At 51.0% G+C, this 16,103-nt stretch carries 10 protein-coding genes; all 10 read right to left on the minus strand.

Going from position 1 to position 16,103, the window contains the following annotated elements:
• Positions 1-451 precede the first annotated feature (451 nt).
• Complete coding sequence (gene asnB / locus ACFQ03_RS09690; RefSeq protein WP_150959660.1) at positions 452-2,293, minus strand: asparagine synthase (glutamine-hydrolyzing); 1,842 nt, start codon at positions 2,291-2,293, stop codon at positions 452-454.
• A gap of 250 nt (positions 2,294-2,543) precedes the next feature.
• Positions 2,544-2,876 carry a hypothetical protein gene (locus ACFQ03_RS09695; RefSeq protein WP_150959661.1) on the minus strand — a complete coding sequence of 111 codons (333 nt, stop codon included), beginning with the start codon at positions 2,874-2,876 and terminating at the stop codon, positions 2,544-2,546.
• Between the two features lie 620 nt (positions 2,877-3,496).
• Positions 3,497-5,071: an FAD-dependent oxidoreductase gene (locus ACFQ03_RS09700; protein ID WP_379287783.1), complete on the minus strand. Its 1,575-nt coding sequence runs from the start codon at positions 5,069-5,071 to the stop codon at positions 3,497-3,499.
• 211 nt (positions 5,072-5,282) lie between these two features.
• Positions 5,283-7,139: a hypothetical protein gene (locus ACFQ03_RS09705; protein WP_379287785.1), complete on the minus strand. Its 1,857-nt coding sequence runs from the start codon at positions 7,137-7,139 to the stop codon at positions 5,283-5,285.
• Entirely contained in the window at positions 7,136-8,068 is a 933-nt protein-coding gene (locus ACFQ03_RS09710) for a helix-turn-helix transcriptional regulator (protein ID WP_144941667.1), read from the minus strand. Before ACFQ03_RS09710 ends, ACFQ03_RS09705 begins: the two co-directional genes overlap by 4 nt.
• Positions 8,069-8,232: 164 nt before the next feature.
• Positions 8,233-9,720: an extracellular solute-binding protein gene (locus tag ACFQ03_RS09715; RefSeq protein WP_379287788.1), complete on the minus strand. Its 1,488-nt coding sequence runs from the start codon at positions 9,718-9,720 to the stop codon at positions 8,233-8,235.
• A gap of 122 nt (positions 9,721-9,842) precedes the next feature.
• Complete coding sequence (locus ACFQ03_RS09720) at positions 9,843-11,666, minus strand: cache domain-containing sensor histidine kinase (RefSeq protein WP_144941672.1); 1,824 nt, start codon at positions 11,664-11,666, stop codon at positions 9,843-9,845.
• The gene (locus tag ACFQ03_RS09725; protein ID WP_379287790.1) at positions 11,663-13,240 is read right to left on the minus strand and encodes a response regulator; all 1,578 of its coding nucleotides are present in this window, start codon (positions 13,238-13,240) and stop codon (positions 11,663-11,665) included. The genes ACFQ03_RS09720 and ACFQ03_RS09725 overlap by 4 nt, the downstream gene beginning before the upstream one ends.
• A 215-nt stretch (positions 13,241-13,455) precedes the next feature.
• Entirely contained in the window at positions 13,456-14,394 is a 939-nt protein-coding gene (locus tag ACFQ03_RS09730; RefSeq protein WP_144941676.1) for a carbohydrate ABC transporter permease, read from the minus strand.
• Complete coding sequence (locus ACFQ03_RS09735) at positions 14,394-15,341, minus strand: ABC transporter permease (RefSeq protein ID WP_144941678.1); 948 nt, start codon at positions 15,339-15,341, stop codon at positions 14,394-14,396. Before ACFQ03_RS09735 ends, ACFQ03_RS09730 begins: the two co-directional genes overlap by 1 nt.
• Positions 15,342-16,103: the final 762 nt, after the last annotated feature.

Genomic DNA, 16,103 nt, shown 5'->3' on the forward strand with positions numbered 1-16,103 from the left:
CCGGTACGGCAACCACTAGCATGATGTTCTTCCTTGACGAACGAAAGATCAGCACTTACTACTTTTCATTAAATGAAGATATATATCTTACTGCACGGAATATTTGCTAAAAGTCGCTGGTAATGGGCTTTCAGTATATGCGAGACAACCATGAGATGCCCTTCTAAGCTGCATAAAATTTTAAACTGCGCCTTTTATGTATTTTCAATCGGAGGACGGGGTACCCCTTCCAACCAATTGTAAGGCCGAGTGCTGGTAGCACTCGGCCTTCCCTAGGTTATTTTATCACAATAAATTTTATACTCAACTGCTAACTAGATTAAAACACACAGAAAACACATAATTAAACTAACGCAAGCATTGCCTGCTGTGTTCCGAATTGCACGAAAGCGGACCTGCCATTAAATGCCGGATATCTCACTACAAATGGTTCCGGCTTTACATTAACGCATTATCGAATGGATACCCGGTAAGTGCGAAGCCAAAAGTCGACTTGTGCCAAATAGGCAAACATTTGCGGACCGTTCATTAGTTGCCCAAACCAGGGGGAAGTAAACGGGACTGTTCCCTCGGCCATTTGGCGGATTTTCGACGCATTGATCAAGGGTAGCAGCGGAGAAGAGGCATCGTCAAGTATGTCCAGCACCCATTTTTTCACGGCGGCCAAATAGTTCGGATTATGTGTTTTCGGGTAGGGGCTCTTCTTGCGGGTCAGAATATCTCGCGGGAGAAGACCTTCCAGTGCATGACGCAGTATTCCTTTTTCGTGTCCCCCGGCCGTTTTCATTTCCCAAGGGATATTCCATACATACTCCACCAGCCGATGATCACAGAACGGCACGCGGACCTCCAGCCCGGCGGCCATACTCATCCGGTCCTTGCGGTCCAGCAGCGTCGGCATGAACCGGGTTATGTTCAGGTATGACATCTCTCTCATCCGTGCCTCCTGCGGGTTCTCTCCGGGTAGACGGGGGACCTCGGCAATGGCCAGATTGTAGCTTTCCTTGATATAGGAACCGGGGTGCATCCAGGAACGGACATCCTCGGAAAGCAGGCCTGCCCTTTCCTCTGCTGCCAGAGCCCACGGGAATGTTCCGGCATTCAGAGCTTCCTCGCGATAAAACCATGGATAACCGCCAAATATTTCATCGGCGGCTTCTCCGGAAATAGCGACGGTGGCGGATCGTTTAATTTCCCGGCAGAACAGGTACAAAGACGCGTCCACGTCCGCCATTCCCGGCAAATCCCGCGCGATTACCGCTTGCTTGAGAGCAGAGACAAGCTCCGGCGTATCAAACTCGACGTGATGATGGCAGGTTCCCAAATATTCGCTCATGCGGCGGATCCAGGGGGCATCGTTGTTCGGTTGGAAAAGGCTGGCTGTAAAATGCTTGTCATTATCCGTGTAATCTACCGAATAGGTGTGAAGCTCTCCCCGGCCGGTACGACGATAATAATCTGCGGCCAAGGCCGTTAAAGCGCTTGAATCCAGCCCTCCGGAAAGCAGGGTGCATACAGTCACATCCGAAATCAATTGGCGCTCCAGAGTATCGCGAAGAAGTTCCCTGATCTTCTCCGCTGTCGTACCGATGCCGTCGGAATGCGGTTTGCTTTCGAGGCGCCAATAACAGCTGGGACGAACCCCATCGCGGTTAAACAGCAGGCTGTGTCCCGGTTTGAGCTCCGATAGATTCGAATATATACCGCATCCCGGGGTTCTCGCCGGCCCCATCACCAAGATTTCCGCCAAGCCTTCCAGGCCGACCTGCGGTTTAACCGCCGGGTGTGCCAATACCGCTTTCGGCTCGGATGCGAATAAGAGCGCCCCATTCACTTGCATATAAAAAAGCGGCTTAACCCCCAATCGGTCCCTGCACAGAAAAACATGACGCCTCTGCTCATCCCATACGGCAAAGGCAAAAATTCCGTTTAACCTGGCGGCGCATTCCTCTTTCCACTCCATGTAAGCGGCCAAGAGCACTTCCGTGTCGCATTGCGTCCGGAAGCGATGCCCCAACAGCTCCAGCTCCTTTCTTAACTCGGGAGCGTTATACAATTCTCCGTTATAAACGATAACATAGGTATAATCGCCGCTCTGCCGGAGCATAGGCTGAGCGCCGTTATCCGGGTCTATGACGCTTAACCGGCGATGTCCAAACGCACAATGCCCGGAAATCCACAGCCCGGAGGCATCAGGCCCGCGTGCAGCCAGTGTTGCGGTCATCGCCTCCATATACAGCCTCTCGGAGGCTAAGTCCCTCTGCCAGTCAATCCATCCGACTATTCCACACATACCTTGTTCATCCTCTCGTTGCGAAGATAGAATCGTCTTCAATCCGTTGGTTAAAAACCGCCCGATTTCACCGATTCTTCCAGAGTGAATGCGTTACGATGAGATATAAGAAGGAAGGCCGTTAAGGCTTATCATGCTTATATCGTAAAAAAGGTATATGTACAGAGGAGAAGGATGATGTATGTCCCCGCCCCCCGTTTAATATTTTTCTATGGTAGATAGACAAACAATCATAGATTCAACCTTGGACTCATACGCACTTATTATCGAAAAAAAGCAGCGGAAGATAGACGGTGACCACAATGACCACTATTCCCGCACAAACCAAAAGAAGGGGAAGTTCAACGGCCCATAACCGGTAACGCAGCCGCTTGGAGCCTGACGATCGCCGCCATTGAACTGCGATCCAAACCAGACTGAACACAATGACCGCTGACAAGCCGATAAACATTCCCAATCCCTTCAGTTCCGCTAAGCTCTGAGGATATGCCCCCTCCTCGTCAACACACGCATGAACCCTGGGAGCATAAAGCAGGATTGAGATTAGAAGCACCCATAAATAGCATAGTATTGGTCTGTGCATTTAGCCCTCCCCGACCTTTGATTCCATTAACAGGAAATAATCAAAATTATAGCATGAATCCGTTCGGAATAGACGGCAAAAAAGCCCGCTTTGTCTAAGACAAAACGGGCTGGACTTCCAACCGTTGGCATCCCTCTTCCCCAAACGTAAAGCTCTAGCGGTTCTGCCCCGCCAAACTGAGCGAAGGGGATAATAGTCGAAGGCAGTAGGAGCGATTTCGTTAGTCCCGGTCATACCTCTTTGCTCCGCTCTCCTCTTGGCCAACATAAGGCTCCCAGCAATTCTACCCGCCAAACCCGAGCAGTAGTCGAAGGCAGCTGAAGCGATCTCGCTAGTCCCGGTCATACCTCTTTGCTCCGTTCTCCTCTTCGCCAAACATGAAGCTCCCAGCGGCTCGTCCCGCCAAACTGAGCGAAGGGGATAGTAGTCGAAGGCAGCTGGAGCGATCTCGTTAGTTCCAGTCATACCTCTTTGCTCCGTTCTCCTCTTCGCCAAACATGAAGCCCCCAGTGCCTCATCCTGCTAAACCTGAGCGAAGGGGATAGTAGTCGAAGGCAGTAGGAGCGGCGATAGTTATCCCCGTTCCCAAATTTCCTCCGTGCGCCCGTTTGCCCTACCCGCTAGACCGCGTGAATGGATGGCCACTTCAGCTCCACACCGGCCTGTACCAGAATCGACTGGTAATCCTCCAGCTTCTGCTTATCATTGCGCACTTCGCGCGGCTTGACTCCGTGCTCCACACAGTAGGCGGCCAAATAACCCGCCGCTTCGCCGATGTTCCATTCGACCGGATGCAGCCGATAGCAACCGTTTGTAATATGGGTTGTGCCAATGTTTTTGCATGCGGGCAGCAAATTGTTGACCCGGACCGGAATGAGCGAGCCCAGAGGAATTTGAAACGGCAGGCTCGGAACATCAATATACGTGCGCAGCCCCGTGCTCGGATGCAGATCGATCCGGTAGCAGCCGATGCCGACCGAATCCGGGTAATCTTCAGCCGTTAATCCCGGTCTGCATGCGGGACTCAGATGCTGCTCCACAACGGTCAATTCGGCCCGAATTCTTCTTGCCTCGCGGATGTACGGACTTTTGGCCAACCCGTCCTCCGTGCCGACAGCATCCTTCCTAAGCCTCAGCCCCGGGTAACCGTACCGTCCGTCCGGACGCGGGGCCTCGGTTTGCATCCAATACAGCAGGGACAAGCTCAATTGCTTGGCGTTCTCCAGATGCTTGATGCGTTCCTCCTCCGGAACATCGATGATGGAGCCGAGCCAATAATCGTTCTGCGGCCAGTTGACGATCGTCATATCGCTGTCAAAAGTCCCTTCCGCAAACAGGGAACGGTCAATGACTCTCCGGTATTGCCATAACGAGAACGACTTGCCGTCCGGGAAGAAGCTGTAACGGACCGGCTCCAGCGTATGCGGAACAAGTCCCATCCAGCTTAACTGTTTGTCAGGCCAGAAATCCGCCTGATACTCCCTCCAGAAATCATACTGGGCCGGTTTCGGAATAGTGAAATCCTCCCCTTCGAGATGATCGACCAGGAAGCAGTAAGTAAAGGCCTGCATATCCTGAGGATCGGCCTCTCCTTCCAAGGCATGCGGCTCGCCGGTCTGGCTGACGGATTCCGAGCCGGTTACATACTCGACTCCGGCCAAGGGGAGCACATCCCCCTCTTCCGTGGCATCCAGAAAATACGGGGCGGTCAGCACGATCTCATCCCCCGTGTCCAGGCTCCGGACATGGACCGCTGCAACTTCGTCGCCCGATGTTTCCGCACGGACACATTTATAACGGGTCATCACGGTTAGCGTCCCGCTATGAATGTAGGGAGCCAGCATGTCATTCAGGACAGCCAAGGCGGTACGGGGCTCATGGGCTACCCGGCTTACAGTGGCATTGCCCGGGTTCAAATAAAGATCGGAGCGGGCTGCTGCCGTCAGCGGAAAATTGCGGCTGTAATAATCGCGCACCCGATTTCGGAATTGCCGATAGCTGGCGGTGCAACCGAACTGCTCGATCCACGGATGCTCATCCGGGGGAACCGCCTGGCTTGTCAATTGGCCTCCGATCCAATCCGTTTCCTCGGTCATGAGCACCTTTTTGCCCATCTTGGCACAAGCCAAGGCAGCCGCGCATCCCCCCGTTCCACCTCCAATAATAACAACATCTGCATGCAGCTGTTTCATCATCCGCCTGGCTCCTTTCCAATATCGTAGAATAAAAACTCGCTCGCTTAAGCAATACTGAGCAATCGTTTGGTCAGATGTCAGATTCTGCGCCATCCGATTGAAGTTTCGTCTTAAATATAGACGTAGACTTATCCCTGCAGGATTGGGGGTTATCACTCTGATAGACCATCATTCGACGGATAAGAATTATTAATTATTTCTATTAGAACAATTATTCATCAAAGACCGACTCATCCAGCAGGCCAAGCAGCAGACCCGCCGAGGTTATCGCGTTGGTCCATCCGCTTTCCATGCAATACGGCCCCCATCCGGTATCCCCGTTGTTGCCGAAATATTCTCTATGGCGCAGATCATACGCCCGCATCCACCCTCCATCGAACAGCGGATTGGGACTTTCGATTTGAATGCCGCACAGAAAACGGGACAAGTTTTGATATAATTCCGCGTATTTATCTTCTTGGGTCGCTTTCCATGCTTCCCACGCATTCATAAGCAGGAAATTATTCGTATATAATTGGTCGGCAATCTCCTCCCCGTTATATAGAAACACTCCCGTATCCTCTTGCCCGAACCGTTCCGGATCGGGGTTGTCCGCTTCTTCAATACCGCCCAAACTATGAAGATGGCTTAACAAATAGTGCGTAACCTCATCCAATCCTTGACGGATCCGCCCCGTCGGGTCCTTGCGGCTGAGATACCCCAAAGGAAGAAGGAAACGGGAAAGCCCGGATGTCCGGCTGTACATAAATTTAAGCTCTCCCATACGCTCCAGTAAAGCCAGAGAGCCCCGCATCGCCGTATCCAAATAGGCGGAGTCTTGCGAAACGAGATAAGCCTGTAGGAAAGCCGCATGAGCTATACTTTCGAAATGCGGATTAAAGCTCGCCGCATGCTCCGCCGATGCTTGGGCGGCCCCTTTGGCCTCCATCTCCGCCCCGATCAGCATGTTCGGCCTCAGGCCTGTCTCATGCTGCGTAGACAGCAGTGCCTGTGCGACCGCCATTCCTCTCCGCTTATATTCCTCCTTGCCGGTCCGGCGGTACAAATACAGAAGCACGAAGCAGACCCAGGCATTATCGTCCGTAAAAATCTGATCCGGCCTCTCCCCAGGGAACTGATACCATTTGAAAAATCCGAACGTCTCCGATTCAGGATTCATATCCTGATACCCTTGATCGAATAAATATTGCAGCAATCGGTGGGCCCTCTCGCTCCAGCTCGGGTCCTTCGTATACCGGGAATACAAATGCATCATCAATGCGGTATGCGCATGGCAGTCGGGGCGGCGGTCCGGCGATACCCGGGCGGTCACGGAGTGGACGTTCTCATACACACCCGTGGATCCGTCCTCTTCGGGGAGCATGCCGGAACGAAGGAACCATTGCGCATTCCGGCGCACAGCCTCCTCGGCCGGCTTATCGGCGCCTGTACGGATAATCGGGTCCAATCCGGCCAACGGAATGCCCGTAGCCTGCGATAGCTTCGCCAACACTTGGTTCCACAGCCAATGGGGCCTCAGGACCGTTCCATGAGGGCGGGATAGCAGCGAGAAGGCGCTGTAGACGACAAGACCTTTCCCCATCTTCTTAGACAGCAGACCGGGAAATGCGGACGTTCCGTCATCTTCTCCCGACTCGCGGGTTTGCCGGAAGGCTCCAAAGTCCAGCCAAGTTTCCGTATGAATGGAAAACCCGTAGGCCATCGCGCCCTCCCACTCCAGCAATGCCCCTTGGGGAAGGGAAGCATCCTTGAGCGCTACCCTCAGCTTCTCAAGTGTTCTTCTCGATTTGGGAAAATCCTGCTTCCAGCCGAACAACCGCGAGCTGGGAAAATCGAAGGCGCTGATCAATTCCGCATACAGTCTTCCCCCTTGCTCTACATAACGCCACAGCTTCTCTATTACCGGTACAGATAGAGCGGTTTCCTCGTCCACCTTGCCCGATCCTACGACCAGCACAGCATCATACGCATTCAACTCGTGATGCTCCAATTGGTTCAGCGAATACTGATTCGCCTCTATGGACAATGGATGGTCCAATTGCCTTTCCGAATAGATGGCAGCTTTCATGATAAGTCCCTCCGTTGATGTATTGAGGCCGCCAATGCAGGTCGGCCATAAAGCTCCTGATATTCCGTCGGTGACAAGCCGGCAATTTTCTTAAATGCTTTACTGAAGGAGTGAACCGATTGATAATGCAACAGCTCCGCAACCCGGGTAATCGTTGTATTGCCGGTTTGCAGCATTTTCATGGCGCGCAGCATTCGGCTGCGCGCCCAGTAGGTCTGCAGGGAAACTCCCATCTCCAGCCTGAAAACGTGGGACAAACGGGAGTAGCTGTAGCCTAAGGCATCGGCGATTTCATTCAGTTCCTTAATTTCCGTCATGCTCTCATCCATATAACGGACCGTTTGATAAACGAGCTCCTTCGCTCCGTTAATGGGAGCAGGCTTTCTCGCGGCCTGCTGCTGGCCCGGACGGGCGCGGAAAACGCTCACAACGATTTGCTGCAAAAAACTCTCCGCCATAGTCTTGGCCATGGAATCCGGGCGTTCCAGCTCCCTTAACAAGCCCAGCAGCATGGTTTCAATGGTACCGTCGTCCTTCAACAACTCCATTTGCTCGCAAGTCAGCTTGCCGAAGCGTTCGGCCACCGGTCCCCGGGCACCGTTGGAAAGCCGGAAGCGAAGCCCGAGCAGGCGCAAGGGATAATTCTCGGAGTTTTCTACCCGCCAACGATCCGGGGCTTGGCATACGATAATATCCCGCTCCTGCAAACGAAGCTGGTCACCTGCGCATAGAAGCGAACCCGTTCCGTTCATGACGTAATACAATTCCGTACTGTTCGCATGGACGGGGGAAGAGGAGAAGCCATCAAGAAAACAGCTATCTCTTACCTGCTCAAGAACAAAATGCCCCAATGCAATCGGCCGGTCTAAAAACCGTTTATCAAAACACCATCCCTCCGAACGGGCAGTATCGCTTTCCCTCGCCAACACCGATATTCGCCTCCCTTGCCGCTCCTCCCGGAGCCTCTTTTATGTCCATTGTGATAGGTCTTCCGTTAAATGATAAGAAGGCTATCTTACGATAACGGGGAAAATATTAAGGTTATGTAAAAGAGAAATAGAAGAGCCGGGGAAGTTCTCCCCGGCTTGCTTCCTTATTTGGACTGATCATACCAACCCGACAATTCCCGAATGACTTCTTCTCCGCCCTGGGATTTCCATTGGCTCACGAAATGGTCGAATCCGTCCAAGCTTTCGGCCCCCGCGATGACTTTAATGATGTAATCGGACTCGAGCTTGGTCAGCTTCTGCATGTTATTGCCGACGACAGGCAGCGGAGGAGCCAGAACGGTCGGATCTTTACGGGAGATCGGACCCTGCTTCTGAATTTCCTCGAACGCCTCATACAGCACCTGATCCTTGCGGACCCTCAGCAGCCACAGCTCCTCGTAAGCCGTAGAATCCGTGCTTGTCATGAACCAGTCGGCATTCCCGCGATCATCGTTGAACTTCGGCAGGATCGGGAACAGCTTGCCGCTGTCATCCTTCTTGTGATGAACGTTCTCTTCCCCGATGGAAAGGCTCTTGAACAGATCCGGCTGAACCTTCATGTTCATATATTTCATAGCATCCTCTTTATGCTTGGAGGATTTCGGAATGGCGATATACCAGCTTACTCCACCGCCCTGCAGCCAGTTTCCTGTCTGACCGTCCTTGCCTTTCAACGCCGGAATCTGGGTAATTTTCGCTTCAGGCATATTTTTCTTTAAGGCTTCGGTTACTGCCGGAGCTATTCCCCAGCCGTAGGTAATGACTCCCGCTTTCCCGGTCGTAAACTTCTGCTGCACGGTGGCTGATTTATTCACCGGCCATTCGGGATCAATCAATCCTTCGTTATACAGCTTGTTCATAAACTCCAGATATTCCTTCATACCCGGATGGTCCAGCCTGTGAATCAGCTTGCCGTCCTGAACCTCCCAAGGGGTTACAACCCCGAAGGCGCCGGAAATTTCCGGGATGATGCTCTCAAAACCGCTAAACGGGACAATGCCTTTCTTTTCCTTGATCGCTTTAAGCAGCTCATAGAACTCATCGATGGTCTCCGGTACCTTCATGCCCAGCTCATCCAGCAAATCCTGGCGGACAGCCAGAGAACTGCCGACGAAAGCCCGCGGATGCTTCTCGGGAATCCCGTAAATTTTTCCATCGACTTTAGCATTCTCGAACAGCTCCGGCGGATTGACTTCTTTTATCGTTTGTCCGTACTGTTCCAGCAGCTCGTCCAACGGCTCCAGCGCGCCCTGTGCCGCTAGGCGGTTGTACTGCGAGCCGGACAGCTTAATAATATCGTAGGGCTCCTTGTTGGCCATCAGCAGGTTAAGCTTGTCGTCCGGATTTTCGAGCGGCAGCGTTTCGTATTTGACTTTATATCCCGTTTGCTCTTCCAGAAATTTAGCTACCGGGTCGGAATTCGGATCGAAATTTCTCTGGAACCCGAGCTGTCTCAGCTCCGGCTTCTCGCTGCCCGCGCTGCCGCTTCCTTTGTCGCCATCGGCTTGGGTTCCGGAGCCGTTGCTGGCACAGCCCGCCAAGACTGAAAACGCTAACGAAAAACTGATCATACCGGCTATCGCCTTTTTCATGCTTGCTTCCCCCATTGGTTTAATATTGTGTTTAAGTCAGAGGTTGACTGGTTTGAATATAGCATGATTAGGATTTGTCGTATTTGTCCACAGTTGCTTGTTTTGTTGTCCTGGCCGATAATTCAGCCCGTACCCCCGCCGGAATTCTCCACCTCGTTATACGGCAAAGCCGGATAGCGGATAACGACCTTCGTCCCTTCTCCAGGCTCGCTATAGTAGGACAAACCGTAGCCTTCTCCGTAATGAAGCTTGATTTTGTCGATGACATTGCGGACTCCATAACCGCTGCCGGGTCTCCCCGCCAGAATCTGCTCCGTCTCTGTGCGGCTCATTCCTACCCCATTATCCTCTACGCTAATAAAAATTTGATCTTCTTCACGGCAGGCGTGAATCCGGATTTTGCCTCTCTTGTCCTTCCGTTCCTGGATACCGTGCAGAATAGCATTTTCTACGAGCGGCTGCAGTATAAGCTTCACCGTCGCGCAGTTTTCCACCCCGGGCTCGCATTCCAGCTCATAGTCCACCATTCCGCCGAACCGTTTATTTTGCAGGTCAAGGTACATTCTGACATGCTCCAATTCATCCTGCAGTGTAATGATATCCCTGCCTCCCCTTAAGCTTAGCCGGAAAAATTTCGCCAGCATCCCGACCACTTCACTGATTTCCGGAGCCTTATGCTTTAAAGCCATCCAATGGATCATATCCAATGTGTTGTAGAGGAAATGGGGATTAATTTGCGCCTGCAGCGCCTTCAGCTCCGCGCTTTTCTTGAGAACCTCCTCCTCATATTTCTCCTTGATCAGCCTCTGCATATTTTCACTCATCAAGTTGAAATGCTGCTGCAGAACCCCCAGCTCGTCCGTACTGTCCACCCGAGCCCGGAAATCCCACTGCTCTTCTTCAATCTTGCGGATATGCCGCAGCAGAAGCCGAATCCTGCGCGTAATTCCCGACGATATCCAAAACGCCGTCAAAATGGCGATCACGGTCACAACAATTAATACAAGCAACAGATCCCGCGCCAATGGATTGATTTGCTGCGAGATTTCCTCCTGCGGGATAATCGCGACCAATCTCCAGCTCGTCCCTTCCACCTGCTTATGAATGACTATGGACGGTCTGCCGTCCGGTCTGGCCGTCAAGGTTCCTTCCGCTCCCGCCGTCCCGGAAGAATCATTTTGCAGCAAATCCAGGTCAATCCGCTTGCCGATCTGGGCTTTATCCAGCCCTGACATGATCACCCCATCCTGATCTGTTAAATAGACCTGTCCAAGGCGGGTAATATTGGTCTGGCGGATAATTTCGCTGATGCTCTCCTCCAAAATATCGATGGCTATGACGCCCAGAATCCGTCCATTAAAACCGCCATCCAACTGCAAGGGACGGACACAGGACAAAATCTGCTGCACCCCCCGCATATCCTGAAAATCGTATTCGTACGTCGGGCGGCAGTAGATGCCGTCCTGATTGCTCAGCATATCGCGGAACCACTCGGTTTGCATTGCTTCCTTCATCGGCAGAATGGTGCTGTTCTCCCGGGAGTAGATCCAGTCGTTATTGACATACAAGCGGATTCCGTAGATTTCACGGCTGTTTTGCGCTGAACGGATAATTTCCAGCAGCATCTGATAATCATCGATCTGCTGGCTTAACGTGTAGGAAGCATCCTTGTTGGCAAGAATTTCATTCAGCGATTTGTTCATGAACAGCATGCTGGAAACGTCCTTGACGTTATTGAGCTTGTAAGAAATAAACGTGTTCGCTTGCTCGAAGGACCGGCGGGTGGAATCTACAATCCGCTGCTCGACCATTCCTGATGTTTTATGATAAGAGATCCACGAGATCGATCCTACCGGTATAACGATCAGCACTATATAGGTCAACAGCAGCTTTTGCTTGATGCGCAAATTATTGAACAGCGCAAAGATTGAGAAACTTCTGCTCATAGAAATCCTTCTTCCGTCTTCTCGCGGAACTCGGAAGGGTTCATTCCCGTCAGCTTGCGGAACACCTTGGCGAAATAGTTGGCGTCCTGGTATCCGACCTTGCCGGCGATTTCATACAGCTTAAGCTTGCGGTCCTTAAGCAGCTGCTTGGCTTTCTCGATACGAAATTGAGTAATATAATCATTGATGGAGATGCCCTTCTCTTTTTTGAACAAAATGCAAAGATAGGTCGGCGTTAAATAAACATGCCCGGCAATCGAAGCAATCGAAACATCGCCGTCATAATTCGCTTGAATGTATTTGACGACTTCCCGGATAACCGACTTCTCGGCGGGCTGGCCGATGATCTCCATATTTTCCTTAATGATCCCCAGACGGCGAATCATGAAATTTCGGATAGTATATAATTCGCCGGCAACGAACACTGACGACCACAGCTCGTCATTCTCGAATTCCCACATCGTCTCGGGATACAGCTTCGTCATCGCTACATACCAGCGAAAAAGCTTCGTCCGGACGGCATCGATATCCGGCGAAGGAAATAGAACCAGATCGTTGACGCATTGGTCCAACAGGTCGATGGCCGCATCGATATCGCGCTGTTTAAGCAGCTCCTCGAAACGGATATAGTTCTGCTTATCGAATAACAACTGCTTAAGCTGCCCTTCCTGCGGGAGCTTGCTGTACCAGATCGATGTGTTCCAACCACGGTAAAAACGATGCTGAAGCGCTTTCAACGCTTCCCTGTAAGACCGCCCCAATGCGGCCGGATGGTGGCATATACTCCCAACGCCCGCAGAGTAGGCTTGCTGGTTGTCCTCCTTGCGGAGCATGCGATTAAGCCATAAGGAGATTCGCTCTAGCTCACTGTCGGAACGAATGCTGAAGCAAACGACCCCCATCCCATCCATAACTGCTGTAAGCAACAACAGCTCCTGAGCTTTTCCCTCCACGATAGCTTGTCCTTCCCATAAGTCCCATTCCGCCGCTTCCCTGGCAGTGAATACGCAGCATATATATTTACCCTCTCTCGGAAAACCGCCATGCAGCGTAAACAGCTCCTCAAGGATTCTTTCGGTGCCGGGATCGGCCGGGGAAGAGAGCTGGAACAGCTCTTTGAGCGCCTTACCCGTCAGTTCCGCCAAATTCTCGTCCAGCGCTTTGCGGATTTGCAGCAGTTTGCTGTTTTCTTCCCTGGACTTGCTGATTTCTTCCGCCGTCCTGCCCAGCAGCGCTTCCAGTTCGTGAATCTGAACGGGCTTTTCGATATAATCGACCGCCTGAAGCTTGATAGCGGATTTCAAATAGGCCACATCCGAATAGCCGCTCAAGAAGATAATTTTACAATCCGGGGCCAGCTCCTTGAGCTTCCCGGCCAGTGTAATTCCGTCCATTCTCGGCATCCTCACGTCACATAGGACAATCTCCGGGCGCAAGAGCATAAACCGCTCCAATGCCTCTTCCCCGTCCTCCGCTTCGCCGACGACCTCGAGTCCCAGCTGCTCCCAAGAAATGAATTCCCTCAGCCCGCTTCTAGTCATCTCCTCATCGTCTACCAACATGACCTTAATCAAGAAATGTCCTCCCAACTCTTGGAATTTCTAAGCGTAAAAGAAAAAGAGGTCTGCCCGGACAAACGGACATACCTTTAACAGAAAAATGTCAAAATAAGGAATTTGCTATGATGTTGTGCGAAAATCAAAGATTAACCGGCTTCGTCATTTTATTGAAAATGACGACAGCCCGTTTGTCAAGAAATATAAGCTTAATTTGTTGAACGCTTTCTTTACTACCCTTTAACAGAGCCTACCAGTACCCCTTTAACAAAATACTTCTGCAAGAAAGGGTATACGCACAGAATCGGAACGGTAGCCGTTATAATGGATGCGGCCTGCACAGCCTCCGGTGTCTTGTTCAATTCCCGGCTTACATCAATTTCCCCGGCCTGTGTCATCACCTCGTTGGTAGATGCAATCAGCTCTTTTAAGTATAGCTGAAGGGGCTTGAGTTCCGGGGCGGTAATGTATACCATAGCGGCAAAGTAGCTGTTCCACAAAGCGACGGCATAGAACAGGCCGACCGTAGCCAGCACCGGCTTCGACAGCGGAAGAATGATGCTGAACAAAATCCGGCCGGTTGAGGCACCGTCCAGTTTGGCGGATTCCTCAAGACTCTCCGGTAAAGCTTCGAAATAGTTTTTGACAATCAGCATGTTGAAAACAACGATCATGGTCGGGAGGAACAAGGCCCACATCGTGTTGACCAGACCGAGATTTTGCATGAGCAGATACGTCGGAATGAGTCCTCCGTTGAACAGCATAGTAAAAACATAAATAAGCAGAAAAGCTTTGCGTCCCACCAGATGGGGCTTGGACAGCGGATAAGCTGCCAGAACCGTCATCAGCATGGCGGATAGCGTCCCGATTATGGTGACGATGATCGTAATTTTAAAGGAATTTATAAATTGTTTATTGCCAAGCACCAGCTGGTAGGTCCCGGTTTGAAAGTCGATCGGATAGATTGTGACGAGACCGGATACGACCGCCGCTTCGCCGCTGAACGATTTGGCGATAATGTTCAGGAACGGGAAAAGCGTGGCCATCCCGAGCAGAATAAAAAAGACATAGTTCAATACTGTAAAAATACGTTCGCCGAGCGACTCGCGAATTCGTCCGCCCTGGACTTTAACCCGGCCAGAGGGTTGCAGAGTTTTACCAGTGTCCGCCATTACCAGATGCTCCTTCCTAAGTACTTGCGGCAGATAAAGTTGCCGGTCACTACGAGGGTAAATGCGACAACGGATTCAAATAGGCCTACCGCAGTAGAAAAGCTGTAATCCGAAGCCCCGAGTCCCACCCGGTAAACATACGTTCCAATGACATCCGCAACGTTATATACAACCGGATTATACATGACGAGAATTTGCTCCGTACCCGCCTCAAGCATGCTTCCTAAACGGAGAATAAGCATCAGGACAATGGTGGAAGCCATTCCTGGCAAGGTTACGTGCCACATCTGCTGAAATTTGTTGGCTCCGTCCATCTTGGCCGCTTCATAGAGCTGTGGATCAATAGAGGAAATGGCCGCCAAATAAACGATCGTACCCCATCCGACCTCTTTCCAGCCCTCGGTCACTACGAGCAAAGGACGGAATACGTTCTGATCCATAAAGAAGCCTATCGGTTCGCCGCCAAGCTTCTCTATCAAGGTATTGACGATTCCTCCATTAAGAGAAAGCAGATTGATGAATAATCCGCTGACGATAACCCAAGAAATAAAGTGCGGCAAATAAATGATCGATTGCACGACTTTTTTGAACATCATTTTGCGGATTTCATTCAATAGAATCGCAATAATAATCGGTGCGGGGAACAAGAAAATAAGCTTGTACACGCTGATGATAACGGTATTCCGGAACACACTGAGGAATTGGTCGTTGACCATCAGCTTCTCAAAATGCTTCAAGCCCACCCATTCGCTGCCCGAGATTCCGCGAAAAATACTAAAATCCTGAAATGCAATGACCAACCCGTACATAGGAGTGTATTTGAAAATAAGCAAAAACACCAAGCCCGGGATGAGCATTAAATACAAGCCCCATTCCTTGCGAATGCTGGCCCACTTACTACCCGAGGACCGGCTCCGGGAACGGGACTGTTTGGTTGCTGCCTTCATGCAAGCGCCTTCCTTTCCCGATGAAGTATGATCAATTCCGCTATAGTCCTATTGTCTACCCGGACGCCTCTTTCTGGAAGGATGCAATCTTACGATAATGAAGAAAATATTAAGATCATACTGAATATTTGAAGATACGCCGGTAACTCTCCTCGATAAACCTTCGATTGTTATTTGTTGGCTCAGTTTCGTTTCGGCGCATCAGCTTCTCTTCCTCACACCTTTGACTGTTATCCCATTTGCTCAGTTTCTGTTTAGCCATCACCTCCAGTCCTTTTGACTGTTATCCCATTCACTCATTGCCTTTTCTGCCGCCCATCAGCTTCTCTTTCCCACACCTTTGTCCGCTTATCCCGTTCACTCAGTTTCTGTTTAGCCGTTGTTATCTCCCCGCTAGTCCTTTTGACTGTTATCCCATTCGCTCAGTTCCTATTGAACCGCTTTTGTATTTCTTCTTCACACCTTTGATTGTTATCCCATTGACTCAGTTTCCGTTTGGCCGTAATATCTTCTTCGCTAGCCCTTTTGGCTGCTATCCCGTTCACTCAGTTTCTTGAATGGCCCTCATAACCTCCTCTCCAGTCCCTCTGACTGTTATCCCATTTGCTAAGACGTCTCCCTTCATTTCTTTGACTCTTTAAAAACATAGAAATTTCTGGTCAAAATTCAAGACTGATTGGTTTGAATTTTTGCCAAAAAACTCTTTATAAAAGTGCATTCTACTTCGATTTAAACATCGCTTTTCATTTAAAAAATCATTGA

The sequence above is a fragment of the Paenibacillus residui genome, assembly GCF_042677205.1.
In the GTDB taxonomy this organism is placed as follows: domain Bacteria; phylum Bacillota; class Bacilli; order Paenibacillales; family NBRC-103111; genus Paenibacillus_L; species Paenibacillus_L residui.